Source organism: Nocardioides mangrovi (genome assembly GCF_020073815.1).
Taxonomy (GTDB): Bacteria; Actinomycetota; Actinomycetes; order Propionibacteriales; family Nocardioidaceae; genus Nocardioides; species Nocardioides mangrovi.
Genome location: NZ_JAIQZJ010000020.1, coordinates 1 through 26,955 on the forward strand (window position 1 = coordinate 1; position 26,955 = coordinate 26,955).

The window sequence follows — 26,955 nt, forward strand, 5'->3', positions numbered from 1 at the left end:
GGACTGTTCATCGACACCGCCCTCGTCGACCGCTACCGCGCCTGGATCCGCGCCGCTTGACACCCATAGGAGCTTCACTGAGATGCTCAGAACCCTTGTTTTGACCGGGATGTGGACAACTGTCGAGATCGTTACCTTGAGGTGTGCGCCGATTCGCCGACAGTCCCGTGACGCACACCAGACGCCGCCCGGCTCACCGGGTTTCGAGGCTCGGCGCTGGCGCGCCTCACACCTCAACCAGCGGACATCGGATGGCGCGCCTCACACCTCAACCAGCGGACATCGGTTGGCGCGCCTCGCACCTCAACCAACGGACGTCGACACCGAGCACTGGCAGGGTGGGGGCATGGGAGACCTGGAGGAGCGCGTCGCACGGCTGCCGGTGGAGCGGAAGGTGCGGCTGCTGACGGGCGCGAGCATGTTCACGTTGCGCGGGGACGACGAGATCGGGCTGCGGGAGATGGCCTTCTCGGACGGGCCGACGGGGGTGCGCGGGCTCGACTTCACGGGCGGGCCGCTGACCTGCCTCTTCCCCAACGCGACCCTGCTGGCGTCGTCGTGGCGCACCGAGACGGCCGAGGAGGTGGGTCGGCTGCTGGCCGAGGAGGCGGAGCGGCAGGAGATCCACGTCGTGCTCGGCCCGACGGTCAACCTCCACCGCACCCCGCTCGGCGGGCGGCTCTTCGAGGCCTACTCCGAGGACCCGTTGCTCACCGGCCACCTGGCGGCGGCGTACGTCAGAGGCCTGCAGGCACAGGGGATCGGCGCCTGCGTGAAGCACCTCGTCGCCAACGAGGCGGAGACCGAGCGACACACGGTCGACAGCGTCGTGGACGAGCGGACCCTGCGCGAGCTCTACCTGCTGCCCTTCGAGATCGCCGTCGAGGACGCCGACCCGTGGTCGGTGATGGCGGCGTACAACGACGTCAACGGCGTGCCCGCCACCGAGCACCAGCACGTCAACAACGAGGTCCTCAAGCAGGAGTGGGGCTGGGACGGGCTGCTGATGTCGGACTGGTTCGCCACGAAGTCGGCCGGCCCCGCCGCCAACGGCGGCCTCGACCTCGTCATGCCCGGCCCCGTCGGCCCCTGGGGGCCGGCCCTCACCGCAGCCGTCGAGAGCGGCGAGGTCGCCGAGGCGACGGTCGACGACCACCTCCGACGGCTCCTCGGCCTCGCCCAGAAGGTCGGCGCGCTCGACAGCACCCGGACGTGGCGCACCGACCTCCCCGCGCCGGACAGCGACGTACGCCGCGAGCAGCTCACCCGCCTCGCCGCCGAGGGCATGACCGTGCTCAGCAACGACGGCACCCTCCCGCTCACCCCGGACCGGACGGCGGTCCTGATCGGACGCCCCGTCCGCGAGACCACCTGCATGGGCGGCGGGTCCGCGTCGGTGCGCGCGCCGCACCAGGTGAGCATCGCCGACGCGATGCCGGAGGTGACGGTCGTCGACGGCGTCGCCGTCCGCGCTCGCCCCCGGGCCGGCCGGACGACCATGCGCGTGCAGCGGTACGGCGCCTCCGGGGCCCAGCTCTCCGACGAGGTCTCGGCCGAGGCGAAGACCGTGGGCGCGATGCCGGACCAGGAGCTCGCCGAGCCCGTGACCCGGGTCGTCATGTCCACCGAGGTCCCCGCGGGCGCGATGCGCGTGGGCTTCCTCGGCGTCGGCACCGCCACCCTCTCCATCGGCGACGAGCGGCACGAGGTCACCCTCGGGTCCGAGTCCGACGACATCGGCGGCGACTTCCTGCGGCCGCCGGGCTGGCAGACCGACGTCGTCCTCGACCACCCGACCGAGCTGGCCGTCGACATCACCCTGGGCGCGTGGTCCGGCCTCGGGCTCGTCGTCGAGCCGACCCCGCCGACCGACGACGAGGCGATCGCGGCCGCCGCCGCCGCAGCCGCGGCCGCCGACGTCGCCGTGGTGGTCGTCGGGCTCACCGAGGAGCAGGAGACCGAGGCCTTCGACAAGTCCACGCTCGCGCTGCCCGGCCGCCAGGACGAGCTGGTCTCCGCGGTCGCCGCTGCGGCCCGCCGCACCGTCGTGGTCGTCAACGCCGCCACCCCGGTCCTGATGCCGTGGCGCGACGAGGTCGCCGCGATCCTGTGGGCCGGCCTGCCCGGCCAGGAGGGCGGCCACGCCGTCGCCGCCGCGCTGCGCGGCGAGGTCGAGCCCGCGGGCCGGCTGGTCACCAGCTTCCCCGTCGCCGACGGGGCCTCCCCCGCCTGGGACGTCGTCCCGACCGACGGCCGCCTCTCGTACGACGAGGGCGTCTTCGTCGGCTACCGCGGCTACGCCGCCCGCAAGGCCCCCGCGCCGGCGTACTGGTTCGGCCACGGGCTCGGCTACGGCGAGTGGGAGTACGGCGACGCCGCCCTCGACGGCGACACGCTGACCGCAGACCTCACCAACGTCGGCGCCCGTCCGTCCCGCGAGGTCGTGCAGGTCTACCTGCAGCCCGACGACACCGACGAGCCGATCCGCCTGGTCGGCCGGACGACCGCCGACCTCGCTCCCGGAGAGCGGCGCCGGGTGGACGTGACCCTCGACCGGCGCGCGATGCGCACCTGGACGGACGCGGGCTGGCGTCCGATCACGAGCGGCACGCTCCACGTCGCGCGCGGGCTCGGCGACCTCCGCGGCGAGGTGCGGCTCACGCCACCGAGCCGGTGAGCGTCCCGATCCCCTCGACCTCCATGGTGACCACGTCGCCGGGCTCGAGGGGCGGCGGGACCTGGGCGCCCGCGCGACCCCAGAGCTCGGCGAGGCACCCACCGCCGCCGGTGGTGCCGGAGGCGAGGAGGTCGCCGGGCACGACGACGGAGTCGCGCGAGGCGTAGGCGATCATCTCGGCGAACGACCAGTGCATGTGCGAGAGCCGGTCCGAGCCAACGGGCACACCGTTGACCGACACGCGGCAGAGCAGGTCGAGCGACGGGAGCTCGTCGGCGGTGACGATCCACGGCCCGATCGAGGTCGCGAAGTCCTTGCCCTTCGCGGGCCCCAGCCCCACCTGCATCTCGCGCGACTGGAGGTCGCGGGCCGACCAGTCGTTGACGATCGTGTAGCCGAAGATGGCGTCCGCGGCCTCGGTCACCGACAGCGACGACCCGCCCGAGCCGAGCACCACGCCGACCTCGAGCTCGAAGTCCAGCGCCCGACAGGTGGCGGGCCGCGGGATCGCGGCGCCCGGGCCGTAGAGGGCGTGCGGGTTGGTGAAGTAGAAGGTGGGCGCGTCGTACCACGCCGCCGGCACGCCGCTCGCGTTGTCGACGCTGCGGCGCACGCCCTCGACGTGCGACTCGAAGGTGACGAAGTCCCGGACCGCCGGCGGCTTGTAGGGCAGCAGCAGGTCGGCCTCGGCGTACGGCGTCGACGGGTCGAGCAGCGCCGCCGACCCCACCTCGAGGGCGCGCGGCAGTCCCAGCGCGATCAGCTCGTCGAGCGGCATCGGCAGCGGGTGGGCGCCGTCCTCGGAGAGCACGACCGCCCCCTGGGGCAGCGTCGCGAACCTCACGCCGTCGCCTCCGGCGGTCGCGTCGCGTCGGCGATCCGCTTGTGGGTGACGTGCGCGGCCATGCCGCCGTCGATGACGATCTCGGCGCCGTTGTAGTACGACGAGTCGTCGGAGACGAGGAAGACGATCGTCGGCGCGATGTCCGCCGGCGTCCCCACCCGCGCGAGCGGGATCTCGGCCAGCGCGGCGTCGAAGAACGCCGGCGGCGCCGACTCCATCAGCGGGGTGTCGACAAGCCCGGGCATCACCGCGTTGACCCGGATGCCACGCGTCGACCCGAGCTCCAGCGAGGCCGACCGGGTCAGCCCGCGCAGCGCCCACTTCGAGGCGGTGTACGCCGCGGCTGCGTGACCCGAGACCGCCGCGACCGAGCAGATGTTGACGATCGAGGATCCCGGGGGCATCAGCGGCACCAGCGCCTGGATACCGAGCATCGGCCCGGTGACGTTGATGTCGAAGGTCCGCTGCCACACGTCGAGCGACACGTGCGGCAGCCGTTCGCGGGCGGCCACGCCGGCGTTGTTGACCAGCGCGTGCACCGCGCCGTACTCGTCCCGGAGCGAGGCGGCCAGGGCCGCCCAGTCCTCCGGCGACGTCACGTCGAGGTGCCGGCCCTCCCCGTCGGGGAAGGGCAGCACGTCGGTCGCGACGACCGTCGCCCCCGCCGTCCGGAGCGCCTCGGCCTCGGCCGCGCCCTGGCCGCGGGCCGCGCCGGTGACGACGACGACCTTGCCCGTGAGATCCCGCATGTCAGACGGGCGGTGCGACGAAGAGGCCCTTGTCGGGGTCGTTGAAGGAGTCGCGCGCGATGAACTCGCTCATCGGGTCGGCGGTGCCCCACAGGTCCTGGGTCATCGGGTCGGCGATGTCGTAGACGCTCGGGTGCCACTCGTCGGTGGTGAGCCGCTCGAGCTCCGTCGTGTACTCCATCGTGTTGCCCGACGGGTCGAGGAAGTAGGTGAAGGTGTTGTTGCCCGCGTGGTGACGGCCCGGGCCCCAGATCTTCTTGATGCCGGCGCGCATCACGCGACCGGTGCCGTACATGTACTCGTCCAGGCCGCGCATCTCGAAGGAGACGTGATGGACCGACGTGTGCGGGCCGCGCGCGATCGCCAGGCTGTGGTGCCAGTCGTTGCACCGCATGAAGTGCATCATCTCGCCCATGTGCTCGCCCCAGAGCGTGTCGGAGAGCTTGAAGCCGAGCACGTTGGCGTACCAGTCGCGGGTGCGGTTGGGGTCCTGGGAGTTCATCACCGCGTGCGAGAGGCGGACCGGGATGGCCTCCTTCTCCTCGATCTCGCGGTGCTGGCGGGTCTCGACGTCGCTGGAGAGCTCGACGGTGCGGCCGTCCACGTCGAAGAAGCGGAAGCCGTAGCCGCCGCCCGCGGTCTGGAGCTCGCCGGGCTCGCTGACCAGCTGGACACCGGCCGAGCCGAGCTTCTGGGCGAAGGCGTCGACGGCGGCCGCGTCGGTCATGCCGAAGGCGAGCAGGTCGAGACGCTTCTCCTCGGACTCGCGCAGCCGCACGATGTACTGCTCGGGAGAGCCCTCGGCGGCGAAGTAGGAGACGTTGCCGTCCTTGCCCTGCTCCGTCAGGCCCCAGGTGTCCTTGTAGAACGACCGCTGGACCTCGAAGTCCGGCACCGCGAGGTCGACGTGGCGCAGGTGGGTGATCCCGTGCTCGTTGAGGTGACTCATGTGCTCTCTCCTTTGCTCAACCGAGGACGGACGCGCCGCCGTCGATGACGATGTTGGTGCCGCTGATCCACGCCGACTCGTCGGAGGCGAGGAAGACCGCCGCGTTGACGACGTCCTCGGGCCGGCCGTGGCGACCGAGCGGGATCCGGTCGAGGACGACCTTCCGCATCCGCTCGGGCGGGTCCGCCAGCAGCGGGGCGGTGTTGGGGGTCTCGGTCATGCCGGGGCTGATCACGTTGGCGCGGATGCCGTGCGGCCCGCCCTCGACGACCAGCTGCAGGGTCAGCGAGATGACGCCGCCCTTGGCCGTGCTGTGCGCGTTCTGCGCCATGAACTCCACGCCGCGCAGCGCCGCGATCGAGCCCACGTTGATGATCGAGCCGCCGCCGTGGTTCTTCAGGTGTGGCCACGCGGCCTTCACCGTGTAGAAGACGAGGTCGAGCTCGTTGCGCATGGTGAAGTCCCAGTCCGCCACCGACAGCTCCTCGAGCGGCGCGAAGCGCTGGGTCGAGGCGTTGTTGTAGAGGACGTCGATGCCGTCGTACGTCGCGACCGCGGCGTCGACCCACGCACGGGCAGCGTCCGCGTCGCCGAGGTCGACCCCGCCGAAGCAGGAGATCTCGCCGCCCTCGGCGCGGACCAGCTCCTCGGTCTCCTTCGCGCCCGCGTCGTGGAGGTCGCAGCCGACGACCTTGGCGCCCTCGGCCGCGAAGCGTCGCGCTGCCGTGACACCCATGCCGCCGCCGACGCCGGTGATCAGCGCGATCTTGCCGTCCAGCCGTCCGGTCATCGCACGGCCGCCGTCCGGTCGAGGAGCTCGACGAGGTTGCCCTCGGGGTCGGCGACGTAGGCCATCCGCACCCCCGGCTCCGGCGAGGGGCGCGGCGACATCCGGTCCTCGGCGCCGAGCGCCACCAGGGCGTCGTACGCCGCGTCCACGTCGGGGACGTCGAGCGCGAGGTGGCCGAAGCCGCGGGTCAGCGCCGCCTCGACCGGGTTGGCCGCCTGGAGGCCCGGCTGCGAGTCGGGTCGACGGAGAAGCTCGAGCCGCCAGCCGTCCGACGACCTGAGCATCGCGCCGCGGAAGTCGACGTGCTCCAGGGCGAACTCGAACTCGATGGCGAGGTCGAGCGCCTTGCAGTACCAGGCCGACATGGCGTCGAGGTCGGCGACGTTGAGACCGACGTGGTCGAAGTTCATGCGACCACCATGGTCCGGACGTTGGTGAACTCGCGCACGCCCTCGGCGGAGAGCTCGCGGCCGTAGCCGCTGCGGCCGGTGCCACCGAAGGGGAGCCGGGGGTCGGAGGCGACCATCGCGTTGACGAAGAGGGCTCCGGACCTGATCCGCCGGCCGACCGCGAGCGCGTGGCCGGGCGCACCCCAGACCGAGGCACCGAGCCCGAAGGTGGTGGCGTTGGCGAGCTCGACGGCGTGGTCGTCGTCGCGGGCCACGGTGATGGTCGCGACCGGACCGAAGGTCTCCTCGTCGAACGCGGTCATCCCCGGCTCGACGTCGACCAGCAGCGTCGGCTCCATGTGCCAGCCCGGCGCGTCGATCGCGCGGCCGCCGGTCACGAGCCGGGCGCCCTGCGCGACGGTGGCCTCGACCTGGCGGACGATCTGGTCGCGGAGGTCCTCGCGGGCCATCGGCGCGACCTCGAGCAGGCTCATGTGGTCCACGAAGCGCGCGGTGAACTCCTCGGCGACGTCGGCATGGACGACGAACCGCTTCGCGCACACGCACGACTGGCCGGTGTTGGTGAACCGCGCCTTCACCGCGGTCGCCGCGGCGGCCTCGACGTCGGCGTCGGCGAGCACCACGAACGGGTCGGACCCGCCGAGCTCGAGGACGGTCTTCTTGATCGCGGCACCGGCGGCCGCGGCGATCGAGGCACCGGCGCGCTCGCTGCCGGTCAGCGTGACCGCGGCGACCCGCGGGTCCGCGACGATCCGCCGGGAGACGTCGGCGACGTCCTCGGCGGCGATCACCAGCGACCGGAAGAGCCCGTCGGGTGCGCCGGTCATCTCTCCGGCGTCGGCGAAGAGCTGCTCGATCGCGAGCGCGGAGCCGGTCACGTCGGGACTGTGCTTGAGGAGGGCCGCGTTGCCGGCCGCCAGCGCGGCCGAGGCGAAGCGGAGCACCTGCCAGAAGGGGAAGTTCCACGGCATCACCGCGAAGACCACGCCGAGCGGCTCGTAGGACAGCCACGACCGCGCGGCGTCGGAGGCGATCTCGTGGTCGGCCAGCCAGCCGGGCGCGAGGTCGGCGACGACGTCGCAGTTCCACGCGCACTTGTCGACCTCGCCCAGCGCCTCGGCGAGCGGCTTGCCCATCTCGGCGGTGATCAGCGCGGCGTACTCCTCACGCCGCTCGGTCAGCAGCTTCCCGACCGACCGCAGCAGGCCCAGCCGCTCCGCGAGCGGCGTGGCGGCCCAGACCTGCGCGGCGGCGTACGTCGCCGCCAGCGCGGCCTCGACGCCCGCCTCGTCGTGCGCGGCGTACGACGCGAGCACCTCGCCCGTGGCGGGGTCGCGGGTGACGACCTCCCCGGACGACAGCGCGGTCATGCCGACGCCTCGAGCCGGGAGCGGCGACGGGCGGGGGCGACCGGCGCCACCGACTCCTCGCGCGGGCCGACGGTGTTGCGGATCGTGCCGAGCCGCTCGATGGTCATCTCCACGACGTCGCCGACCTGCAGCGGCGGCGGGGTCAGCGACCCGTTGCGACCCCACGACTCGGCCAGCGACCCGGTCGAGCAGGTCCCGGACGCGAGCACCTCGCCTGCCTTGACCCAGGACGCCCGGGACGCGTGGGAGACCAGCTGCTCGAAGGACCAGCCCATGTTGCCGGACCGGTCGGTGCCGACCTCGACGCCGTTGACCTTCACGCTCATCTTCAGGTCGAGGAACCCGTCCGCGTCGCGGCAGTCCTCGAGCTCGTCGGGGGTGACCACCCATGGTCCGATCGTGGTGGCGAAGTCCTTGCCCTTCGAAGGTCCGAGCTTGAGGCTCATCTCCTTGCCCTGCACGTCGCGCGCGGACCAGTCGTTCATCACGCAGTAGCCGCCGATCGCGGACCGGGCCTCCTGCGGGGTGACGTCCGAGACGTCGCGCACGACGATCGCGGCGACCTCGAGCTCGAAGTCCAGCCGCTCGGTGTCGGGCGGCATCGCGACGTCGTCGTACGGCCCGGTCACCGCGTGCGGCGCCATGAAGAGGAAGACCGGCGCGTCGTACCAGGCGTCCGGGACCCCGGGGCTGCCGTGCCCGCGCTCCATGCCGTCGACGTGCGCCTCGAAGGTGAGGAAGTCGCGCATCGCGACCGGGTAGACCGGCGGCAGCAGCAGGATCTCGTCGAGCGCGAGCCCGTCGCCGGCGGCGGCGACGTCGGCCTGCGAGTCCCGCCACTCGGCCGACTCGGCGAGCAGCTCGACGAGGTCGAAGCCGGCGTCGAACGGGTGCACGCGGACGTGGTCACCCTGCCCGAGGACGAGGCCGACCCGACGGACGTGCGACTCGTCGTCGCGCCCACGGAAGGTGGCGAGACGCACGATCAGCCGCCGATCGTCTCGTAGAAGGCGCGCTCACGGGAGGCCAGCACCGGGATCGCCTGCTCGAGGGCGTACTGCTTGAAGTGCTCGGAGGCCCAGTGCGCGTCCGCGGCGTCCTGGTCGTCGTAGATCTCGAACAGGCGGAAGACGAGCGGCTCCTCGGGGTCCTGGAACGCCTGGTAGACCCGGTTGCCCGGCTCCTCGCGCGAGAGCGGCCCGAGCTTCTCGATCGCGTCGAGCACGACGCCCTCCTGACCGGGCTCGGCGGTCCAGACGGCGCTGACGACAAAGGCCATGGAAGGCTCCTCAGAATGGTTCGCGGGTGGTTCGTGAGTGGTTCGGGCACGGTGGTTCGTGACGGTCCTCTCACGCTAGGCGCGAGGGACAGCCCCGGGGAAAGCACAGGATCCGATGGCTGGCATCAGGTCCCATGAGGCGTCAACCCCGGGCTCGGCGACGGATCCCGAGATAGGTCGAGAAGCCGACCGCGACGAGCAGGGCGGCGCCGTTGAAGACGTACTGGACGGCCGAGTCGACGCCCGAGAGCGTCAGGCCGCTGACCGAGAACGACACGAAGAGGACCCCGATCATGGTCCCGACGACGTTGAAGAACCCGGGGCGGATCGCGGTCGCGCCCAGGAAGACGGCGGCGAGGGCGGGGAAGAGCAGCGAGGTGCCGGAGTCGGAGGTCGCGCTGCCCTGGACGGCGAGGCGCAGGAGCCCGGCCGCGCCGGCGATCGTGCCGCCGAGGACGAAGGTCAGCATCACGTTGCGCCGCACCGGGAGGCCCACGAGCTTGGCGGACTCGGGGTTCGACCCGATCGCGTAGAGCGAGCGACCGAAGGGCGTCTGCGCGAGCAGGTACCACGCCACCACGGCGATCACGACGACGATGGCGGTGACCTGGGGCAGCCCGGCGATCTTGGAGTAGCTGAAGTCGGTCAGGGTGGTCGAGATGCCTTGGTAGATGGTCTGGCCACCGGTGTACCACTGGATGACACCGCCGAGCAGGGTGGCGACACCCAGGGTGGTCACGAAGGGGTCGAGCCGGAAGCGCGTCACCATCACGCCGTTGAACAGCCCGACCAGAGCGCCGAAGGCCACGCACACCACCACGCAGACGAGCAGGGGCGTGCCGTGGTTGGACATCAGGCCGGCCGAGAGCACCATGGACGACGCGCAGGTCGCCCCGAGCGAGAAGTCGATGTTGCCGGTCACCAGCGGGAAGACGGCGGCCAGGGCGATCATCGCGACCGCGGTCTGCCCGCGCAGCACCGCGTTGACGTTGTTCATCGACGCGAAGACGTCGCCGCTGGTCGGGTTGAGCGTGAAGACGATGCAGATCAGCACGAAGAGACCCAGCAACGCGTAGCGCTCGGCGAACCCGAGGAACGAGTGGGAGCTCGGTCGGTGTCGACCGGTGCTCGTCGCGGCGCTCTCGGCCGGGGTGCTCTGCTCGGTGTTCGTCATCGCCGCCGCCTCCTGGGTCACGGGCTCGTTGGTGATGCTCATGCGGTCTCGTCCTCCTGACGCACGCTCGTGGCGCGCAGCAGCTTGCGGGTGAGGTCATCGGGGTCGAGGGTCTCGGCGTCGAGGTCCTCGTCCACCCGGCCCTCGCGGATGATCACGATGCGGTCGCACAGGGCCAGCAGCTCGCTCGCGTCCGAGGAGGCGACGAGGACGGCCGTGCCGCGGCGCGCGGCCTCGCGGACGGTGCGGTAGATGTCGACCCGGGACATCACGTCCACGCCCTGGGTCGGCTCGTCGAGGAGAAGGACCGCCGGGTCCCGCTGGAGCCAGCGGGCCAGGATCACCTTCTGCTGGTTGCCGCCCGACATCGAGGTGAACGGTGCGGCCGGGCCGGAGGCCTTGACCCTGAAGTCGGAGATCAGCCGGCGGCTGACGTCCTGCTCGGCCCGCGCGTTCATCCCGCGCCACGACCAGTAGGTGCGCAGTCGCGTCATCGACAGGTTGTCGGCGATGGTCAGGTCGGCGAACGCCGCCTCGCGACCGCGGTCCTCCGGCACGAGGGCGACGCCGTCGCGCATCGCGCCGGCGACGTCCCGGGGTACGTGCGGGCGGCCGTTGATGCTCATGGTGCCGGCGCGCGGGCTGAGGTCGCCGAAGATCGTGCGCAGCAACGAGCTGCGGCCCGAGCCGACCAGGCCGGCGACGCCGACGATCTCGCCGCGGCGGGCCTGGAGGTCGATGCCGGCGAGCGGGCCGCTGACCAGGCCGCGGACCTCGAGGCGCAGCTCGTCGGCGGCGCTGCTGGCGGCGACCGGCCGGAGCGCGTCGACCGCGCGGCCGGCCATGAGCTCGACCAGCTCGTCCTCGGTCGGCGAGGCGTCGACCAGGGTCGCGACGGTCCGCCCGTCGCGGAAGATCGTGAAGTCGTCGGCCACGGAGAGCACCTCGCTCATCCGGTGGCTGACCAGGACGACGGTCTGACCCTGGTCGGCGAGGCGCCGGATCCGGGCCAGCAGCAGGGCCGACTCGTGCTGGGCGAGCGAGGCTGTCGGCTCGTCCAGCACGAGGATCAGGGACTCGCCGTCGGCGCTGGTGTCGGCGTCCTGGAGGGCGCGCGCGATGGCGACCATGGTGCGGTCGGCCGGCCGCAGCTCGTTGATCGGCGTCCGCGGGTCGACGTGCAGCTCGTAGGAGTCGAGCACGCTCGTGACCCGCTCATGCAGGTGGGCCCACCGGATCCGGGTGCCCGCCTGCAGAGGGAAGCCGGCGTCCAGGGCGAAGTTCTCGGCGATCGACAGGCCGTCGAAGAGGCCGAGGTCCTGGTGGACGAACCGCAGGCCGGCGGCCCGCGCGTCCACGGAGTCGAAGGAGCGCAGGTCGTACTCCCGACCTCCCACCGTGAGCTGACCGGCGTCGGCCTGGTGAACGGCCGCGAGCACCTTGATCGACGTGCTCTTCCCCGAGCCGTTGCCGCCCAGCAGGGCGTGCACGGTTCCGGGTCGGACGGCGAGCGAGGCCTCGTCGAGGGCCAGCGTGGCCCCGAAGCGCTTGGTCAGCCCCGAGATCGAGAGCGCCGTGGCGCCCTCGGTCACGGTCGGGAGGTCGGGAGCGGCCGTCATGTCAGCTGACTCCCCAGGTCTTGAGGTAGTCGGCCTTGAAGTCGACGCCGCCGCCGACGTAGTCACCCTCGGCCGGCATGTTGTGGTCGGCGTCGACCATCTGGAAGCCATCGCCCTCGACGACCGGGTCCTCGCCGTTCAGCACGCGGATCGCCTCGTCGACCGAGCCGTAGGATCCCCACTCGGTCGCGTAGCCGAGGGCGGCGTTCAGGCCGCCGTCCGAGCGGATCAGGTCCATCGTCGACGCGTCGCCGAAGCCGGAGGCGACCACCATGTCGTTCGCGCGCCCGCTGGCCTTGACCGCGGCGCCGAACCCGGTGGACATCCAGCCCCCGACGGGCACGTAGACCGCGTTGGCGTCGGTGTACTTCTGCAGCGCTGCGGTGAACTTGTCCGTGGCGGCCGTGCCGGCGAAGTCCTCGTTGGCGATGTCGATGCTGCCGACCACCTCGCAGTCGTCGCAGGTGGCCAGCTCGGTCTCGAAGCCCTCGGTCAGCCAGGGTCCCCAGATGGGCGAGGTGAACTTGAGCTCGAGCACCTTCGCCTTGCCGTCGGTCGACCCGATCAGGTAGTCGGCCACGGTCGCGCCGGCCTTCTTCCAGTACTCGTCGATGGTGGTGTCGGGCAGCTGGAGCCGCTCGGTGTCGAAGACCTGGCTGCCACCGGTGGACGCACAGTCGGCACCGCCGGCTCCGATGATCGCGACGCCTGCGGCCTTGGCCTGCTCGAACGGCTTCTGGATGCTCGCGCAGTCGATCCCGACCGGGAACACGACGTCCGCCTTCGCGGTCGTGGCCTGGTCGACGCAGGTCGCCCACCCGTCAGGGTTCAGCTGGCCGTCGCAGACCTTGGTGGACCAGCCGATGGCCTTGGCGGCCTCGACGATCCCGGCCACCGGAGTGGCGCAGGAAGGAACCTGTTGGCCGCACGAGATGACCCACGCGTTGACACCGGACTTCGGCGTCGTCGCCTCGGTGGGCGGCGTGCCGGTCTCGCCCTTGTAGGCCGCCTCCAGCGCCTGCTTGGCGGTGTCGCTGGTGGCCTCGGTCGCCGCGGAGTTGTCGGACGACGACCCGCTCGAACACCCGGCCGCCAGCATCGCGAGGATCGCGATGGCGACCAGCGCCACGGCCCTCGGGGCCGCCGTGGACTTCTGGCTCATGTGCCTCTCCTTCGTCATCGACGGCCCTCGCCGCCTGTCCAGGGTCTTGTGACCCCGATCACCTCGGAAGACTGACCCACCCCGGCGGCGAAGGGAAAACGCTCGTGCGAATGCCAGGCATTCGCCTCTGCCGGACCGAAGCCGAGCCACCACCCGTGCGCCGCCGCCGTGGGACCGGACGGTCGCGGCGTCGGCTGTGCCGTGACGGTGGGAACCCTGTGCACCACCTGTGGCGCGGGATCGACCGATGGCTGGCATCAGCGCGAGCAGGGTTCCGCCGCGTCGACCTCACGGGTTTCCTGTGACCGACCACACAGGCAGAAGGAGCCCCCATGTCCGAGTCCCCGTCCTCCACCGTCGACCGCGTCCTCGTCGTCGGGGGCGGCATCACCGGCGGCGTCCTGTCGCTGGCCCTGGCCCAGAAGGGCGTGGAGGTGGTCCTCGTCGACCTGCGGCCCTCACTCGGCGGGGTCGGGCACGGGATCACGCTCCAGGGCAACGCGCTCAAGGCGTTCCGGAGCGTGGGGATCTACGACCAGCTGGCCGAGCGCGGCTTCGTGTTCAACCACCTGCGGCTGAAGACCGCCGACGGCCAGGTGATCGCCGAGATCCAGACGCCGCCGATGGGCGGTCCGGACCTGCCCGGCACCATGGGCGCGGTCCGCGGCGACCTGGCCGACATCCTCGCGGCGGAGGTCGTGGCGGCCGGCGTCGACGTACGCCTCGGCACGACGCTGACCGCCATCGACGACCACGGCGGCTCGGTCACCGTCACCCTCTCCGACGGCACCCGGGAGACGGTCGACCTCCTGGTCGGCGCCGACGGCATCCGGTCGAAGGTGCGCGGCATGATCGGCATCACCGACGAGCCGGAGCGGGTGGGGATGGGTATCTGGCGGACGATCGCGAAGCGACCGGCCGAGATGGACTGCTCGGAGATGTACTACGGCGGCCCGAAGTACAAGGCCGGCTACACCCCGATCTCCGAGGATCTCTGCTACGCATTCCTCCTGGAGGAGAACCTCGACCCCGAGTACCTGGGCGAGGGCCCGCGCGGCAAGGAGCTGAAGGAGCGCAGCGAGGGCTACGGCGGCGTGTGGGGCGAGATCCGTGCCAGCCTGGCCGACGACGCGATCGTCAACTACCAGTGGATCGAGGCGATCTGCGTGGAGAGCCCGTGGTTCCGCGGACGCACGATCATCATCGGCGACGCCGCGCACGCGTGCCCGCCGCTGATCGCGCAGGGCGCGGCGATGTGCGCCGAGGACGCGGTGATCCTGGCCGAGATGGTCACCGGCGGTGACAAGGTGGAGGACGTGCTCCCGGCCTTCATGGAGCGCCGCTTCCCCCGGGTGAAGATGGTGCTCGACAACAGTCTCACCCTGGCCGACTGGGAGATCCACCCGGACACCCCGGGCGCGGACCCCGGCCGGATCATGGGCCAGACCCTGCACGCGCTGGTGGAGCCCGCGTGATGGAGGTCCCCCTGATCACCCGCGACGAGGAGGGTTTCGAGGAGGCGCGGTTCGACCGGATCTTCAACCGTCGCCTCCCCGATCGCCAGCCGGCCGCGGTCGTGCGGGCCGAGACCGAGGCGGACGTGCAAGCTGCCGTCCGTCTCGCGCACGACCGCGGTTGGCAGGTGGCTGTCCGCTCCGGCGGGCACAGCTGGGCGCAGTGGTCGGTGCGCGACGACGCGCTCGTCATCGACCTCGGCGGCCTGAGGGAGATCTCGTACGACGAGGAGAGCGGCATCGTGACCGCCTCCCCGTCGACCCAGGGCGGCGCCGAGCTGGCGCCGTACCTCGCCGAACGCGGCCGCTTCTTCCTCGGCGGCCACTGCCCGACGGTCGGCATCGGCGGCTTCCTGCTCCAGGGCGGCCAGGGCTGGAACGCCCGCGGCTGGGGTTGGGCCGCCGAGCACGTCGTGGCGATCGATGTGGTGACCGCGTCGGGGGAGCTGGTGCGCGCTGACGCGACCCAGAACTCCGACCTCTTCTGGGCCGCGCGCGGCGCCGGGCCCGGCTTCCCCGGCGTGGTCACCCGCTTCCACCTGCAGACCCGGCCGCTGCCGGCGCACTTCGCGCACACGGTGCAGGGCTTCCACCTCGACGACTTCGACGAGGTGATGACCTGGCTGCACGACACCCACGGCTCGATCGCCGACACCGTCGAGATCGTTGCGCTCACCAAAACCGACCTGACCGTGTCGGCCGAGCCGATCCTCCTGGTCACCGCGCTGGCCATGGTCGAGTCCGAGGACGAGGCCGAGGCGGCGCTCGCTCCGTTCCGCGCGAACCCGGCCCTCGACCGGGCGCTCTTCGTCGTCGACAACCAGCCCACCACGCCGGAGAAGGAGCGAGCCCGCCAGCTCGAGGACAACCCCGAGGGCCACCGCTGGGCGGTCGACAACGCCTGGCTGTCCGGCACCGCTGCCGAGGTGGTCCCGGCCATGCGTCGCGCCTACACGACGCTGCCGAACGACAAGGCTTTCACGATCTGGTTCTCGATGGCGCCGCTGCGCGAGCTGCCCGACATGGCCTTCTCGGTCCAGTCCGAGATCTACCTGGCGTCGTACGTGCTCTGGGAGTCGCCCGACGACGACGAACGCTGCCAGTCCTGGCTCGCCGGCGCGATGGCCGACCTCGAGCCGGTCACCGTCGGTCAGTACCTCGGCGACAGCGACCTCTCGCGACGCCAGCTGCGCTTCATGTCGGACGAGGCATGGGCGCGGATGCAGCAGGTGTACGCCGACCGGGACCCCGACCGGCTGTTCGTCTCCTACCTGGCCGGGCCGGGCGGCGCGACCAACCGCAACTACTGGCTCGCCAGCGAGGGGTGAGGCCGGTTCCGCTCGGCGAGCTCGGCCGCGGCGGCGTCCAGTCGGCCGAAGAGCCAGCGGTGCGCGGGATCGGCGAGCCGGTTCTCGGCGAACCAGTAGGCCTCCGCGAGGACGGCGATGTCGCCGAAGGCCGGCTCGACCTCGACCAGGCGACTGTTGGCCCGCAGGTGCTGGTGGGCCAGGAGCTCCGGGACCACGGCGACCATGTCGGTTCCCTCGATCACGAAGAGGAGCGGCAGGAAGCCGTAGACGTGCAGGGCGATCCGGCGCTCGACCCGCGCCTCGCCGAAGACCCGGTCCACCGGCGTCAGCACACCGTGCCCGAAGGAGCCGACGGCGTGCGGCAGTGCGGCGAGGTCCTCCAGGCTCAGCTGGCCGTCCGCGAGGCGCGGGTTGTCGCGGTCGGCGATCACGACCATCCGGTCGCTCCACAGCGGACGGGAGAGCCCGGGGAAGCCGAAGCCCGCGGGAGCCACGATCACGTCGTTGTCGACGAGCACCCGGTCCGAGGAGCGGCTGTCCGGCCCCAGGTGACCGATGCTCAGCCGCACCCCCGGCGCCTCCTCCTCCACCAACCGGACCAGCGGTTCGTGCAGCACCGCGATCGCGTAGTCGCTCATGGTGAGGCGGAAGGTGCGCTCGCTGGTGCCCGGGTCGAAGCCGTCCTCCAGCCGGAGCGCGGAGCTGACCAACGTGACGGCGTGCTGGACGTCCGGCAGCAGGTCGCGGGCGAACGGCGTCAGCTCGTAGTCGCGACCGGCACGGACGAGGAGCTCGTCGTCGAAGCGCCGACGCAGCCGGGCCAGGGCGGCGCTCATCGCGGGCTGGCTGAGCTGCAGCCGCTGACCCGCGCGGGTCACGTTCGCCTCCTCCAGCAGCACCTTGAGCGGCAGCAGCAGGTTGAGGTCGGAGCCTCCCAGTGCCATCACTCCCACCTTTCCCACCGGACCGACGTCACCACTACAGTCTGGGACCACCGGGTGAGCACGGTCACAGAGGGGGTCGGGTGAAGGAACGGCTGCGCGAAGTCGACGCCAATCTCCTGCTCACCCTCCACGCCCTGCTGGAGGAGCGCAACCTCACCCACGCCGGCGAGCGGATGACGATGAGCCAGCCGGCCATGAGCGGTGCCCTTGCCCGGCTGCGCAAGCACTTCGACGACGAGCTCCTGGTGCGCTCGGGCCGCGGCTTCGAGCTCAGCCCCCTGGCCGAGCAGATCCGGCCCGCGGTAGCCGAGGCGGTCGAGGCCGCCGAGCTGCTGTTGGGCAACCAGCGCGACTTCGACGCGGCCACCAGCAAGCGCCGCTTCTCGGTCAGCATGTCGGAGTATGCCATGACCGTGCTGGCCGAGCCGCTCACCCGCATGGTCGGCGAACGGGCGCCCGGGTGCACCGTCGCGCTCGACCCCGTCGACGTGCGACCCGACCAGGTCGAGACCCAGCTGATGCGACGCGACCTGATCATCGCCCCGCTGGGCTTCGACTTCCCCGGGCGGATCCAGCCGGTGTTCACCGACCACCTGGTCTGCCTGGTCGCGCGCGACCACCCGCGGCTGCTCGATGGAGGACTGTCGCTCGACGACCTGCGCACCACTCCGCACGTCGTGGCGGAGTTCGCCCCAGCCGGACGGCCACGGCCGCTCGAGATCGAGCTCTCGGACAAGGGCGTCGAGGGACGGCCGGTGCTGGTCCAGGTGACCAGCCTGCTCACCCTCCCGTTCGCCATCGCCGGCACCGACATGTGCGGTTTCGTGCCATCGCGGCTGGCCCGCCGCTGCCTGGCGAGCCTGGACCTGGTCGTGGCCACCACGCCGCTCGACCCTGTGCGCATCACCGAGGCCGCACACTGGCACCCCCGGCGCGAGAAGGACCCGGCGGTCGTGTGGCTCCGGCACCTCCTGCACGACGTGGCCATCGAGGTCGAGGACGACCAGGGCTGACCCGGACGACGACGCCGGGTTCGCGGATGGCTGCGATCGGAGGCCGCGATGGCTCGATCCCTTGTGACCACCGCCACCGTGCGGCTGACTTGGCCCCATGACATGGAACGACGGAACGGCGTACCTGGACGAGCTGGCTCCGGGCGTCCATGCCTACGTGCAGCCCGCCGGTGGGTGGATGGTCAACAACTGCGGCGTGATCACCGACGCCTCGGGCGACGCGGTCCTGGTCGACACCACCTCGACCGAGAAGCGCAACCGTGCGCTGCTCGCCGAGGTCTCCCGGGTCGCGCCCCACGGTCCGCGGCTCGCGGTGAACACCCACCACCACCCGGACCACACCTACGGCAACGGCTTCCTGCCGGCGAGGACCACGATCATCGGCCATCACCTGTGCCGCGAGGGCGTCCGCCGCGCCGGTCTCGCCGCGACGCAGGAGCTGCCCGCCGACTACGGCGACCTCACGGTGCGTCCACCGGACCTCACGATCGGGGGCGACGTCACGCTGCACCTCGACGGCTTCCCGGTGGAGCTGCGGGTCCTGGGACCCGCCCACTCGACCCACGACGTCGGTGTCTGGCTGCCGGAGCAGCGCGTCATGTTCGCGGGCGACCTCGCCTTCTCCGGGGGCGGTCACCCGATCTTCCTGGAGGGCTCGATGCACGGGTTCCGCGACGCCGTACGCCGGATGCGCGAGCTGGCACCGGAGGTGCTGCTCCCCGGTCACGGACCGGTCTGTCGGGGCGAGGAGGTGGGTCGGGTCCTCGACGAGCTCGAGGCCTACGTCGACTGGACCGAAGCCGTCGCCCGGGAGTCGATCGCCGCCGGGCTCAGCCCGCTCGAGGCCGCCCTGGAGCACCGGGACGGCCCCTACCGCGCGTGGGCCGAGGGCGAGCGGGTCGTGTGCAACCTGCACCGGGCCTACGTCGAGCTCTCGGACCTCGAGCCGTCGGTCCCCCTCAGCATCCCGGCGCTGTGGTCCGAGATGGTCGCGCTCCACGGCGGCCCGATCGTGAGCCACGCATGAGCGCCCCCGGGAGCGCACCGCGCCGCGTCGTCACGGGCCACACGCCCGAGGGCGTGTCGGTCGTGCTGTCCGACGGACCGGTCCCGGTCAGCCGGGAGATCCCCCAGGACGGCGTCCACTTCCACGAGATCTGGAACACCGAGGGCGCACCCGCCGTCGTGCGCGCCGTCGAGCCGGACGAGCCGACCGAGCGCACCCTCGCCGTGCCCCCGCCCCCGCGGGGCACGAAGATCCGGATCAACGAGTTCGCACCTGGCTTCCTCGACGAGCGCGGCCTGCAGTCACCGGTGCACCGCACGGCGTCGATCGACTACGGCATCGTCCTCACCGGCGAGATCACGCTGGTCCTCGACGACTCCGAGGTGGTCCTGCGGGCCGGCGACGTCGTCGTCCAGCGGGGCACCGACCACGCCTGGGCCAACCGCGGCTCCGAGGTCGCGACGGTGGTGTTCGTGCTCGTCGACGGGGAGTTCGACCCGGCACTCGTCGAGACGATCGGCGGCCTGGACGGTCTGATGCACGGCGGTCCGCGGGACTGACCGCCGCGCCGCGATCCGCCGGCGGATCGGGGAGCGCCGTCTCGTCACGGGAGGGAACGGGGCCGGATGGGTACTCGCTCCCCATGCGGATCTTCTTCACCGGTGGCAGCGGCAAGGCCGGGCGGCACGTGGCGCCCTTCCTCGCCGCCCAGGGCCATCACGTCACCAACGCGGACCTCCGACCACTCGACCATCCCGGCGTCGCCGACCTGCGGGTCGACCTGACCGATGCCGGCGAGACGTACTCAGCGCTCGCCGGTCTCGCCACCTTCGAGGAGCTCGACCTCCCGGAGAAGCCCGCGTACGACGCGGTGGTCCACTTCGCCGCGGTCCCCGCGATCCTGCTGCGCTCCGACGCCGCGACGTACGCCACCAACACGCTGAGCACCTATCACGTGCTCGAGGCCGCCACCCGTCTCGGCGTCCCGAAGATCGTCTTCGCCTCCTCGGAGACCACCTACGGCATCTGCTTCGCCCAGGGCGAGCGCCGGCCGCTCTATGTCCCGGTCGACGAGGAGCACCCCACGGTGCCCGAGGACTCCTACGCGATGTCCAAGGTCGCGAACGAGGTGACGGCCCGGTCCTTCCAGGCGCGGACCGGCTCCGACATCTACGGCCTGCGCATCAACAACGTCATCGAGCCGCACGAGTACGTCGAGCTCTTCCCCCCGTTCCTCGAGGAGCCTGCGCTCCGACGCCGCAACCTCTTCGCCTACATCGACGCGCGCGATCTCGGACAGATGGTGCAGCGGTGCCTGGAGACCGACGGCCTGGGCTACCAGATCTTCAACGTCGCGAACGCCGACATGTCGGTCGCGGCCTCCACGCAGGAGGTGCGGGAGCGCTTCTACGACGGGGTCGAGGTCCGGCGCGAGATGGCGCCCGACGAGACCTTCTACGCGATCGACAAGGCACGCGACATGCTGGGCTTCGCCCCGCAGCACTCCTGGCGCGAGGTGCTCGCCCCGCACGACGGCCGGCGCTGAGCCCGGGCGGGCGGGCGCGGGGTCCCTCAGCGCTGCTGGGCGAAGAAGTCCCCGAGCAGTGCCGCGGCCTCGGCCTCGCGCACACCGGCCCGCACCTCGGGCCGGTGGTTGAGCCGGCGGTCGCGGACGACGTCCCAGAGGCTGCCGAGCGCGCCGGCCTTGGGATCCCAGGCGCCGAAGACGACCCGTTCGACCCGGCTCAGCACGGCGGCGCCGGCGCACATCGTGCAGGGCTCGACGGTCACCACGAGCGTGTGGCCGTCGAGGCGCCACCCACCCCGGGCCGCGGCGGCCGCGCGGAGCGCGACCACCTCGGCGTGCCCGGTCGGGTCGTGGTCGGCCTCGCGGACGTTGCGGCCGCGCGCCACCGGCGTCCCGCTGGGGTCGAGGACGACGGCACCGATGGGGACGTCGCCGGTCGCCAGCGCCGCGCGCGCCTCGTCGAGGGCGACGCCCATCGCGTCGTCCCAAGGGCTGGTGCTCACGCGGAGGTCAGGCCGACGGCGTCGTCGAAGAGCTCGCCGAAGCCGAGCCTGCGGGCCACGTCGGAGAGCATCTCGTCGGGGTAGAGGTCGACGTCGTCGAGCAGCACGCCCATGTCCATCGCGTGCATGCCGAGGTCGCCGAGCAGGTCGAGGTCGCCGGCCGGGACCTGGTCGTCCTCGTCCTCCGGCGGCGGCAGGCCCAGGAAGTCGACGGCGGAGCTCGCGAGCTCCCACTCGTCGGCGGCGGTGATGTCGGAGAGCAGGATGCGGGTGGAGGCGCCGGCGACCCGGACGATCACGAAGAAGTCCTCGTCGACCGCGACCATGCCGACGGCACCGCCGTCACCGGGGAAGCGACGCAGCGCGTGGGACAGGGTCTCCACGTCCTCGATGACGTCGTGGGCGAGCTCCTCGACCGTCCACTCGCCGTCCTCGCGGTAGGCGGCGAGGGCGAAGTCCACAGCCTCGAGCTGCTCCTCGGTCATGGCACTCCTCCGATCTGTCGCCTCACCGCGGTCGTCGGTCGCTCTCCAGACTGTCAGACCGGGCGGGAGCGGCCAACCCCCTTTCGCCCCGAGCCCACTAGGGTTTGCGCATGCGCACCCACGTCGTGGACCACCCGCTCGTCGCCCACAAGCTCACGCACCTGCGCGACGAGCACACCGACTCGCCGACGTTCCGGCGCCTGGCCGACGAGCTGGTCACGCTGCTGGCCTACGAGGCCACCCGTGACGTGCGGGTCGCGCCCTACGACATCGTCACGCCGGTCGCCCCGACCACCGGAGTCTCGCTGGCCACGCCCAAGCCGCTGGTGGTGCCGATCCTGCGCGCCGGCCTCGGCATGCTCGACGGGATGATGCGGCTGCTGCCGACCGCCGAGGTCGGCTTCCTCGGCATGGTGCGCAACGAGGACACCCTCGAGGCGTCGACGTACGCCGAGCGGCTGCCCGACGACCTGTCCGGCCGCCAGTGCTACGTGCTCGACCCGATGCTCGCGACCGGCGGCACCCTCGCGGCCGCGATCAAGTTCCTCACCGACCGCGGCGCCGACCACATCACCGCGATCTGCCTGCTCGCCGCGCCCGAGGGCTGCGCCCGGCTCGAGAAGGAGCTCGAGGGCCTCGACGTCCCGGTCACCGTCGTCACCGCCGCGATGGACGAGCACCTCAACGACAAGGGCTACATCGTCCCCGGTCTCGGCGACGCCGGCGACCGGCTCTACGGCGTGGTCGGCTGAACCGGATCTCGCTGTCGCGCCTGCCGGGTGACCGAGCGCTGGTCACCGCCGGCGGGAGCGAGCTGACGATCGCGCTGGCCGACCTGCCGGCGTACGTGCGCGAGCGGGAGCCGGACGCACCGCGCTGGGTGTGGGACGACACCGCCCGGTGGTACCCGCCCCTGCTCGCGGCCGGCGTCCGCGTCGAGCGCTGCCAGGACCTCCGGCTGACCCACCACCTGCTGACCGGGGCACCCGCGGTCGACGCGACGCTCCTGGCGGGCGAGCAGTCGGAGCACTGGGACCGCCTCGGCCCGACGGTCCCCGGCGACCCCGCCCTCTTCTCGGCCGACGACACCGCCGAGCACCTGCGCGCCGACCTCGAGGACGCCCGGCAGCTGGCCGCGGTGGCCGCCTCCCCCGAGGCCGGGCGGCTGGGCCTCCTGCTCGCCGCCGAGTCCTCGGGCGCGCTGGCCGCCGCGGAGATGACGTACGCCGGGGTGCCCTGGCGGGTCGACCTCCACGAGCGTCTGCTCACCGAGCTGCTCGGACCCCGGCCGCTGCGCGGCACCCGGCCGACCGGGCTCGAGGCGGTCGCGGTCGAGGTGCGCGAGGCGTTCCACGCGCCCGGTCTCAACCCGGACTCGCGACCCGAGCTGCTGGCCGCGCTGCGCCGGGCCGGGCTCGAGGTCGCCGACACCCGCGCGTCGACGCTGCGCGGTCTGGAGCACGACGGCATCGAGCCGCTCCTGCGCTACAAGCAGCTCTCCCACCTCTTCTCCACCTTCGGCTGGGCGTGGATGGACCAGTGGGTCCGCGACGGCCGCTTCCGGCCGTCGTACCAGCCCGCCGGCTCGACCACCGGCCGGTGGGCGTCGAACGGCGGGGGTGCCCTCTCGTTCCCGGCCCAGGTCCGACCGGCAGCGGTCGCCGACGACGGTTGGCTGCTCGTGGTCGCCGACGTCGCCCAGCTCGAGCCCCGCACCCTGGCCGGGATGAGCGGGGACCGGGCGCTGGCCCGCTCCGCACGCGGCGCCGACCTCTACCAGGGCATGGTCGACGACGGCGCGGTCGCGACCCGCGCGGACGCCAAGCTCGGGCTGATCGGCGCGATGTACGGCGCCACCACCGGCGAGAGCGGCCGGATGGTCGCGGGACTCACCCGGCGCTACCCCGCCGCCTTCGGCCTGGTCGAGGAGGCCGCCCGGGCCGGCGAGCGCGGCGAGGTGGTGCGGACGCTGCTGGGACGAGGCTCCCCCCGACTCGTCGCGGACTGGGACCGCGACCCCGACGAGGCCCCGGCCGACCGGGACGGCCAGGACCGCTACCGCCGCGCCTACGGCCGCTTCACCCGGAACTTCGTCGTGCAGGGCACCGGAGCCGAGTGGGCGCTGTGCTGGATCGCCGACCTGCGCAACCGCCTGTGGCGGCTCGGCACGGGGCCGCTCGACGCCCGGCCGCACCTGGTCTTCTTCCTCCACGACGAGGTCGTCGTGCACACGCCCGCCGACCTCGCCGACGCCGTGGTCACCGAGCTGGAGGCCGCCGCGGCGACGGCGTCCCGGCTGCTCTTCCGCACCCTGCCGATCGACTTCCCGCTCTCCACCGCCGTGGTCCGGTCGTACGCCGAGGCCGCGAAGGCGTAGGCAGGCAGCAAACATGTAACGCGGAGTTACGGGGCCTGCCGTGGCGTTATGACGGCTCAGCAGCGCCCGTAACTCCGCGTTACATGCCCGGCCGGGGGCAGCGCTCGGAGCGTCAGCCCGGGAAGATCTGAACCTTCCCGGTGGCGATCAGGATCATCAGCACGATCACGAGGATGCCGAGCACCCCGTAGACCCACTCCTTGCTGACCCGGGTCTCCTCGGACTCGGGGGCGTCGTAGCGGTGCCCGTCGGGACGGCCGCGACGGTCGTCGTCTTCCTCTGTCATGCCCACCTCAACGACCGACCGGCCCCGGGGTCACAGCGCCTTCACGGCGTTGAGCAGCTTGCCGAGGGAGTCCTTCGCGTCGCCGAAGAGCAGCGTGGTCTTCGGGTCGAAGAGGAGCTCGTTCTCGATGCCCGCGAAGCCGGGCCGCATCGACCGCTTCATGAAGACGATCTGCTTGGCCTCGTCGGCGTTGAGGATCGGCATGCCGTAGATCGGGGCGCCGGGCGTGGTCTTCGCGGCCGGGTTGACGACGTCGTTGGCGCCGACGACGAGGACGACGTCGGTGTGCTTGAAGTCGCCGTTGATCTCGTCCATCTCGATCAGCTGCTCGTAGGGCACCTGCGCCTCGGCCAGCAGCACGTTCATGTGGCCGGGCATCCGGCCGGCGACCGGGTGGATCGCGTAGTCGACCTGGGTGCCGCGCGCGCCGAGCACGTCGACGAGCTCGCGCAGCGTGTGCTGGGCCTGGGCGACCGCGAGGCCGTAGCCGGGCACGATGATCACCCGGTCGGCGTACCCGAGCAGGATCGCGACGTCCTCCGGCCCGGCCGACCGCACCGGGCGGTCCGAGGCCTCGCCCGCGCCGAGCGTCGAGCCGCCCTTGAGCGCGCCGAAGAGGATGTTCGTGACCGAGCGACCCATCGCCTTCGCCATCAGCAGGGTGAGGAACGTGCCCGACGAGCCGACCAGGGTGCCGGCGACGAGCAGCACCACGTTGGAGAGCACGTAGCCGCCGGCGGCGACGGTGAGACCGGTGAAGGCGTTGAGCAGCGAGATCACGATCGGTACGTCGGCGCCGCCCACCGGCAGCACGAGCAGCACGCCGATCAGCAGGCCGAGCAGGGCGAGGACGATGCCGACCGTCATCGACGGCCCGGTCACCGTGAGGACGCCCAGCACGATCGCCGCGATGCCGGCGCCGCCGAAGACGATCGGCAGGCCGGGGAAGACCACCGGCCGCGAGGTCATCAGCTCCTGGAGCTTGGCGAAGGTGATGATCGAGCCGGCGAAGGAGATCGAGCCGACCAGGATCGTGAACGCCGTCGCGGCCAGCGTGAACCACGAGACGTCGTCGGCGTGCGGGATCATCTCGTCGAGCTCGAGCAGGGCGACCAGCGCGGCCGCGCCGCCACCGACGCCGTTGAAGAGCGCGACCATCTGCGGCATCTGGGTCATCTGCACGCGCTGGGCGCCGATGACGCCGCCGACGGTGCCGACCGCGATCGCCGCGACGATCAGCGGCACGTGGTCGAGGTCGAGGTAGATGAAGGGCACGATCACCGCGACCACGGCCGCGGCGGCACCGACGAGGTTGCCGGCTCGGGCGGTCTTCGGCCCGGAGAGGCCCTTGAGCGCGAGGATGAAGCAGACCGCGCAGGCGAGGTAGACGAGCTGCACCCAGGTCGGCATCAGGCGGCGCCCCCCTCGTTGGTGGGAGCGGCAGGCTTCTTCTTCCGCACGAACATCTGCAGCATCCGGTCGGTGACCACGAAGCCGCCGACCATGTTGACCGCGGCGAGCACGATCGCGACGAGCCCGACGACGAGGGCGACGTCGCTGTCCGTCGTACCGGTCACCAGGACCGCGCCGAGCAGGATGATCCCGTGGATGGCGTTGGCGCCGGACATCAGCGGGGTGTGCAGCGTCGAGGACACCTTCGAGATCACCTCGATGCCCACGAACACGCTGAGGATGAAGATCGTCAGCCAGACGACGGCCTCGTCCATCAGTTCTCCTCCGTCTCGGTGGGGCCTTCCAGGGCGAGTCGCGTGGGTTCGTGCCGGATCGCGCCGTCGTGCGTCACGCAGGAGCCGGCGACGATCTCGTCCTCGAAGTCCGGCGCGAAGCCGGCCTCGCCGGTCATCAGGGTCACGATGTTGACGATGTTCTGGGCGTAGAGCCGCGAGGCCGGGCCGGGCATCTGGGACGGCACGTTCTGCCCGCCCCACACCTGCGCGTTGCCGATCCGCACGACCTCGCCGGCGACCGCGCCCTCCACGTTGCCGCCGGTCTCGGCGGCCAGGTCGACCACGACCGAGCCGGGCTTCATCTGCTCGACCATCGCCGATGTCACCAGCAGCGGCGCCTGCCGGCCGGGGACGGCGGCCGTGGTGATCAGCGCGTCCGCGGCGGCGACGTACGGCGCGAGCCGCTCCATCTGCAGCGCGGCCCGCTCCTCGGTCATCTCGCGGGCGTAGCCGCCCGCGCCCTCGAGCGTGTCGAGCTCGAGGTCGATCGCCTGCGCGCCCATCGAGCGGATCTCCTCGGCGGCGGCTGCGCGGACGTCGTACGCCTTGACGACGGCGCCGAGACGCTTGGCCGTCGCGATCGCCTGGAGGCCGGCGACGCCGGCGCCGAGCACGACGACCTCGGCGGGCGGGACGGTGCCCGCCGCGGTCATGTTGAGGGGGAAGAAGCGGCGCAGCATGCCGGCCGCGACGATGGCGCAGCGGTAGCCCGACACCAGCGCCTGCGAGGACAAGGCGTCCATCGACTGGGCGCGGGAGATGCGGGGCACCAGCTCCATCGCGAAGGACGTGATCCCGCCGTCGCGCAGCGCGGCGACCACCTCGGGCTCCGAGCCGGTCGGCAGGAACGACACCGTCGCCGCACCCGGCCGGAGCCGCCGGACCACGTCCGTGCCGGGCGGCTGCACCGACACGAGGACGTCCGCGGCCTCGACGGCCCCGCTGTCGAGCACCGCGCCGACGGCGGCGTACTCCTCGTCGGCGATCAGTGCGTGCCGGCCCGCGTCGGGCTCGACGAGCACGTCGTACCCGAGGCCGGTGAGCTTGGCGACGAGCTCGGGCACCATCGCCACGCGCGCCTCGCCGTCCCGGGTCTCCCTGGCTACCGCGATCTTCACGCGTCGCAACCTAGGACAGATCCCGGCGCCTGACGAGGGTGACTTGGTCGACACCTGTGGGCTGTTGACACCGCCACCCCTCTCAGGCGGGTCCTACCTT

The 26,955-nt window shown here is 72.1% G+C and carries 27 protein-coding genes; 9 read left to right on the top strand and 18 right to left on the bottom strand.

The genetic code is table 11. The annotated features are described in order from the left end of the window. The first annotated feature begins 346 nt into the window (after positions 1-346). Entirely contained in the window at positions 347-2,677 is a 2,331-nt protein-coding gene (locus K8U61_RS22365) for a glycoside hydrolase family 3 protein (RefSeq protein WP_224125227.1), read from the top strand. On the opposite strand, the gene K8U61_RS22370 is transcribed toward K8U61_RS22365, so the two are convergent. The 11 genes from K8U61_RS22370 to K8U61_RS22420 form a co-directional block, all read right to left on the bottom strand. Then, a complete protein-coding gene (locus K8U61_RS22370; RefSeq protein WP_224125228.1) occupies positions 2,658-3,521 on the bottom strand; it encodes a fumarylacetoacetate hydrolase family protein in 864 nt (287 codons plus the stop codon). The two genes, K8U61_RS22365 and K8U61_RS22370, sit on opposite strands and share 20 nt — an antisense overlap. Then, positions 3,518-4,270 (bottom strand): SDR family NAD(P)-dependent oxidoreductase, encoded by a 753-nt coding sequence (locus tag K8U61_RS22375; RefSeq protein WP_224125229.1) that lies wholly within the window; start codon positions 4,268-4,270, stop codon positions 3,518-3,520. The genes K8U61_RS22370 and K8U61_RS22375 overlap by 4 nt, the downstream gene beginning before the upstream one ends. A gap of 1 nt (position 4,271) precedes the next feature. Beyond that, on the bottom strand, positions 4,272-5,219 hold the full coding sequence (locus K8U61_RS22380; protein WP_224125230.1) for a VOC family protein: 948 nt from the start codon (positions 5,217-5,219) through the stop codon (positions 4,272-4,274). A 16-nt stretch (positions 5,220-5,235) separates the two neighbouring features. Then, the gene (locus K8U61_RS22385) at positions 5,236-6,009 is read right to left on the bottom strand and encodes an SDR family NAD(P)-dependent oxidoreductase (RefSeq protein ID WP_224125231.1); all 774 of its coding nucleotides are present in this window, start codon (positions 6,007-6,009) and stop codon (positions 5,236-5,238) included. Further along, the gene (locus tag K8U61_RS22390) at positions 6,006-6,419 is read right to left on the bottom strand and encodes a VOC family protein (protein WP_224125232.1); all 414 of its coding nucleotides are present in this window, start codon (positions 6,417-6,419) and stop codon (positions 6,006-6,008) included. The genes K8U61_RS22385 and K8U61_RS22390 overlap by 4 nt, the downstream gene beginning before the upstream one ends. After that, on the bottom strand, positions 6,416-7,789 hold the full coding sequence (locus tag K8U61_RS22395) for an aldehyde dehydrogenase family protein (RefSeq protein WP_224125233.1): 1,374 nt from the start codon (positions 7,787-7,789) through the stop codon (positions 6,416-6,418). The genes K8U61_RS22390 and K8U61_RS22395 overlap by 4 nt, the downstream gene beginning before the upstream one ends. After that, positions 7,786-8,772 carry a fumarylacetoacetate hydrolase family protein gene (locus tag K8U61_RS22400; RefSeq protein WP_224125234.1) on the bottom strand — a complete coding sequence of 329 codons (987 nt, stop codon included), beginning with the start codon at positions 8,770-8,772 and terminating at the stop codon, positions 7,786-7,788. The genes K8U61_RS22395 and K8U61_RS22400 overlap by 4 nt, the downstream gene beginning before the upstream one ends. A gap of 2 nt (positions 8,773-8,774) precedes the next feature. Further along, positions 8,775-9,068: a putative quinol monooxygenase gene (locus K8U61_RS22405; RefSeq protein ID WP_224125235.1), complete on the bottom strand. Its 294-nt coding sequence runs from the start codon at positions 9,066-9,068 to the stop codon at positions 8,775-8,777. 142 nt (positions 9,069-9,210) lie between these two features. After that, a complete protein-coding gene (locus tag K8U61_RS22410; RefSeq protein WP_224125236.1) occupies positions 9,211-10,284 on the bottom strand; it encodes an ABC transporter permease in 1,074 nt (357 codons plus the stop codon). Next, positions 10,281-11,861, bottom strand: a complete 1,581-nt coding sequence (locus tag K8U61_RS22415; RefSeq protein ID WP_224125237.1) for a sugar ABC transporter ATP-binding protein — start codon at positions 11,859-11,861, stop codon at positions 10,281-10,283. Before K8U61_RS22415 ends, K8U61_RS22410 begins: the two co-directional genes overlap by 4 nt. A gap of 1 nt (position 11,862) precedes the next feature. Continuing rightward, a complete protein-coding gene (locus K8U61_RS22420; protein WP_224125238.1) occupies positions 11,863-13,023 on the bottom strand; it encodes a sugar ABC transporter substrate-binding protein in 1,161 nt (386 codons plus the stop codon). Positions 13,024-13,355: 332 nt separating this feature from the next. On the opposite strand from K8U61_RS22420, the gene K8U61_RS22425 reads away from it, so the two are divergent. Both K8U61_RS22425 and K8U61_RS22430 read left to right on the top strand, forming a co-directional pair. Next, complete coding sequence (locus K8U61_RS22425) at positions 13,356-14,498, top strand: FAD-dependent monooxygenase (RefSeq protein ID WP_224125239.1); 1,143 nt, start codon at positions 13,356-13,358, stop codon at positions 14,496-14,498. Next, on the top strand, positions 14,498-15,865 hold the full coding sequence (locus tag K8U61_RS22430) for an FAD-binding oxidoreductase (protein WP_224125240.1): 1,368 nt from the start codon (positions 14,498-14,500) through the stop codon (positions 15,863-15,865). Before K8U61_RS22425 ends, K8U61_RS22430 begins: the two co-directional genes overlap by 1 nt. On the opposite strand, the gene K8U61_RS22435 is transcribed toward K8U61_RS22430, so the two are convergent. Further along, positions 15,841-16,791 carry a LysR family transcriptional regulator gene (locus tag K8U61_RS22435; protein ID WP_224125241.1) on the bottom strand — a complete coding sequence of 317 codons (951 nt, stop codon included), beginning with the start codon at positions 16,789-16,791 and terminating at the stop codon, positions 15,841-15,843. The two genes, K8U61_RS22430 and K8U61_RS22435, sit on opposite strands and share 25 nt — an antisense overlap. 80 nt (positions 16,792-16,871) lie before the next feature. Between K8U61_RS22435 and K8U61_RS22440 the strand changes: the two genes are divergently transcribed. The 4 genes from K8U61_RS22440 to K8U61_RS22455 all read left to right on the top strand — a co-directional run bounded on the left by K8U61_RS22440 (position 16,872) and on the right by K8U61_RS22455 (position 20,356). Next, the gene (locus K8U61_RS22440) at positions 16,872-17,804 is read left to right on the top strand and encodes a LysR substrate-binding domain-containing protein (protein ID WP_224125242.1); all 933 of its coding nucleotides are present in this window, start codon (positions 16,872-16,874) and stop codon (positions 17,802-17,804) included. Between the two features lie 97 nt (positions 17,805-17,901). Beyond that, positions 17,902-18,831, top strand: a complete 930-nt coding sequence (locus K8U61_RS22445; RefSeq protein WP_224125243.1) for an MBL fold metallo-hydrolase — start codon at positions 17,902-17,904, stop codon at positions 18,829-18,831. Continuing rightward, positions 18,828-19,370 (top strand): cupin domain-containing protein, encoded by a 543-nt coding sequence (locus tag K8U61_RS22450; RefSeq protein WP_224125244.1) that lies wholly within the window; start codon positions 18,828-18,830, stop codon positions 19,368-19,370. Before K8U61_RS22445 ends, K8U61_RS22450 begins: the two co-directional genes overlap by 4 nt. 83 nt (positions 19,371-19,453) lie before the next feature. Continuing rightward, complete coding sequence (locus tag K8U61_RS22455) at positions 19,454-20,356, top strand: NAD-dependent epimerase/dehydratase family protein (RefSeq protein WP_224125245.1); 903 nt, start codon at positions 19,454-19,456, stop codon at positions 20,354-20,356. Between the two features lie 26 nt (positions 20,357-20,382). Here K8U61_RS22455 and K8U61_RS22460 read toward each other — a convergent pair whose 3' ends face one another. Both K8U61_RS22460 and K8U61_RS22465 read right to left on the bottom strand, forming a co-directional pair. Next, positions 20,383-20,814 (bottom strand): nucleoside deaminase, encoded by a 432-nt coding sequence (locus K8U61_RS22460; protein WP_224125291.1) that lies wholly within the window; start codon positions 20,812-20,814, stop codon positions 20,383-20,385. Positions 20,815-20,837: 23 nt separating this feature from the next. Next, positions 20,838-21,326, bottom strand: a complete 489-nt coding sequence (locus K8U61_RS22465; protein WP_224125246.1) for a tRNA adenosine deaminase-associated protein — start codon at positions 21,324-21,326, stop codon at positions 20,838-20,840. Between the two features lie 110 nt (positions 21,327-21,436). On the opposite strand from K8U61_RS22465, the gene upp reads away from it, so the two are divergent. Continuing rightward, positions 21,437-22,078: a uracil phosphoribosyltransferase gene (gene upp / locus K8U61_RS22470; protein ID WP_224125247.1), complete on the top strand. Its 642-nt coding sequence runs from the start codon at positions 21,437-21,439 to the stop codon at positions 22,076-22,078. Positions 22,079-22,152: 74 nt separating this feature from the next. Next, positions 22,153-23,703 (top strand): bifunctional 3'-5' exonuclease/DNA polymerase, encoded by a 1,551-nt coding sequence (locus tag K8U61_RS22475; RefSeq protein ID WP_224125292.1) that lies wholly within the window; start codon positions 22,153-22,155, stop codon positions 23,701-23,703. A 112-nt stretch (positions 23,704-23,815) separates the two neighbouring features. Here K8U61_RS22475 and K8U61_RS22480 read toward each other — a convergent pair whose 3' ends face one another. From K8U61_RS22480 to K8U61_RS22495, 4 genes are read right to left on the bottom strand one after another with little or no spacing between them, the layout of a single operon-like run. Continuing rightward, a complete protein-coding gene (locus tag K8U61_RS22480) occupies positions 23,816-23,989 on the bottom strand; it encodes a hypothetical protein (protein WP_224125248.1) in 174 nt (57 codons plus the stop codon). 30 nt (positions 23,990-24,019) lie between these two features. Further along, entirely contained in the window at positions 24,020-25,399 is a 1,380-nt protein-coding gene (locus K8U61_RS22485) for an NAD(P)(+) transhydrogenase (Re/Si-specific) subunit beta (RefSeq protein ID WP_224125249.1), read from the bottom strand. After that, positions 25,399-25,716 (bottom strand): NAD(P) transhydrogenase subunit alpha part 2, encoded by a 318-nt coding sequence (locus tag K8U61_RS22490; protein WP_224125250.1) that lies wholly within the window; start codon positions 25,714-25,716, stop codon positions 25,399-25,401. Before K8U61_RS22490 ends, K8U61_RS22485 begins: the two co-directional genes overlap by 1 nt. After that, positions 25,716-26,855 carry an NAD(P) transhydrogenase subunit alpha gene (locus tag K8U61_RS22495; RefSeq protein WP_224125251.1) on the bottom strand — a complete coding sequence of 380 codons (1,140 nt, stop codon included), beginning with the start codon at positions 26,853-26,855 and terminating at the stop codon, positions 25,716-25,718. The genes K8U61_RS22490 and K8U61_RS22495 overlap by 1 nt, the downstream gene beginning before the upstream one ends. Positions 26,856-26,955 lie beyond the last annotated feature (100 nt).

Coding starts and splice junctions, on each gene's coding strand:
- K8U61_RS22365 (WP_224125227.1), top strand. CDS start 347: ATGGGAGACCTGGAGGAGCGCGTCGCACGGCTGCCGGTGGAGCGGAAG.
- K8U61_RS22445 (WP_224125243.1), top strand. CDS start 17,902: ATGACATGGAACGACGGAACGGCGTACCTGGACGAGCTGGCTCCGGGC.
- K8U61_RS22390 (WP_224125232.1), bottom strand. CDS start 6,419: ATGAACTTCGACCACGTCGGTCTCAACGTCGCCGACCTCGACGCCATG.
- K8U61_RS22480 (WP_224125248.1), bottom strand. CDS start 23,989: ATGACAGAGGAAGACGACGACCGTCGCGGCCGTCCCGACGGGCACCGC.
- K8U61_RS22415 (WP_224125237.1), bottom strand. CDS start 11,861: ATGACGGCCGCTCCCGACCTCCCGACCGTGACCGAGGGCGCCACGGCG.
- K8U61_RS22435 (WP_224125241.1), bottom strand. CDS start 16,791: ATGGCACTGGGAGGCTCCGACCTCAACCTGCTGCTGCCGCTCAAGGTG.
- K8U61_RS22465 (WP_224125246.1), bottom strand. CDS start 21,326: ATGACCGAGGAGCAGCTCGAGGCTGTGGACTTCGCCCTCGCCGCCTAC.
- K8U61_RS22430 (WP_224125240.1), top strand. CDS start 14,498: ATGGAGGTCCCCCTGATCACCCGCGACGAGGAGGGTTTCGAGGAGGCG.
- K8U61_RS22395 (WP_224125233.1), bottom strand. CDS start 7,789: ATGACCGCGCTGTCGTCCGGGGAGGTCGTCACCCGCGACCCCGCCACG.
- K8U61_RS22460 (WP_224125291.1), bottom strand. CDS start 20,814: ATGGGCGTCGCCCTCGACGAGGCGCGCGCGGCGCTGGCGACCGGCGAC.
- K8U61_RS22455 (WP_224125245.1), top strand. CDS start 19,454: ATGCGGATCTTCTTCACCGGTGGCAGCGGCAAGGCCGGGCGGCACGTG.
- K8U61_RS22490 (WP_224125250.1), bottom strand. CDS start 25,716: ATGGACGAGGCCGTCGTCTGGCTGACGATCTTCATCCTCAGCGTGTTC.
- K8U61_RS22375 (WP_224125229.1), bottom strand. CDS start 4,270: ATGCGGGATCTCACGGGCAAGGTCGTCGTCGTCACCGGCGCGGCCCGC.
- K8U61_RS22380 (WP_224125230.1), bottom strand. CDS start 5,219: ATGAGTCACCTCAACGAGCACGGGATCACCCACCTGCGCCACGTCGAC.
- K8U61_RS22450 (WP_224125244.1), top strand. CDS start 18,828: ATGAGCGCCCCCGGGAGCGCACCGCGCCGCGTCGTCACGGGCCACACG.
- K8U61_RS22405 (WP_224125235.1), bottom strand. CDS start 9,068: ATGGCCTTTGTCGTCAGCGCCGTCTGGACCGCCGAGCCCGGTCAGGAG.
- K8U61_RS22425 (WP_224125239.1), top strand. CDS start 13,356: ATGTCCGAGTCCCCGTCCTCCACCGTCGACCGCGTCCTCGTCGTCGGG.
- K8U61_RS22485 (WP_224125249.1), bottom strand. CDS start 25,399: ATGCCGACCTGGGTGCAGCTCGTCTACCTCGCCTGCGCGGTCTGCTTC.
- K8U61_RS22385 (WP_224125231.1), bottom strand. CDS start 6,009: ATGACCGGACGGCTGGACGGCAAGATCGCGCTGATCACCGGCGTCGGC.
- K8U61_RS22410 (WP_224125236.1), bottom strand. CDS start 10,284: ATGAGCATCACCAACGAGCCCGTGACCCAGGAGGCGGCGGCGATGACG.
- upp (WP_224125247.1), top strand. CDS start 21,437: ATGCGCACCCACGTCGTGGACCACCCGCTCGTCGCCCACAAGCTCACG.
- K8U61_RS22420 (WP_224125238.1), bottom strand. CDS start 13,023: ATGAGCCAGAAGTCCACGGCGGCCCCGAGGGCCGTGGCGCTGGTCGCC.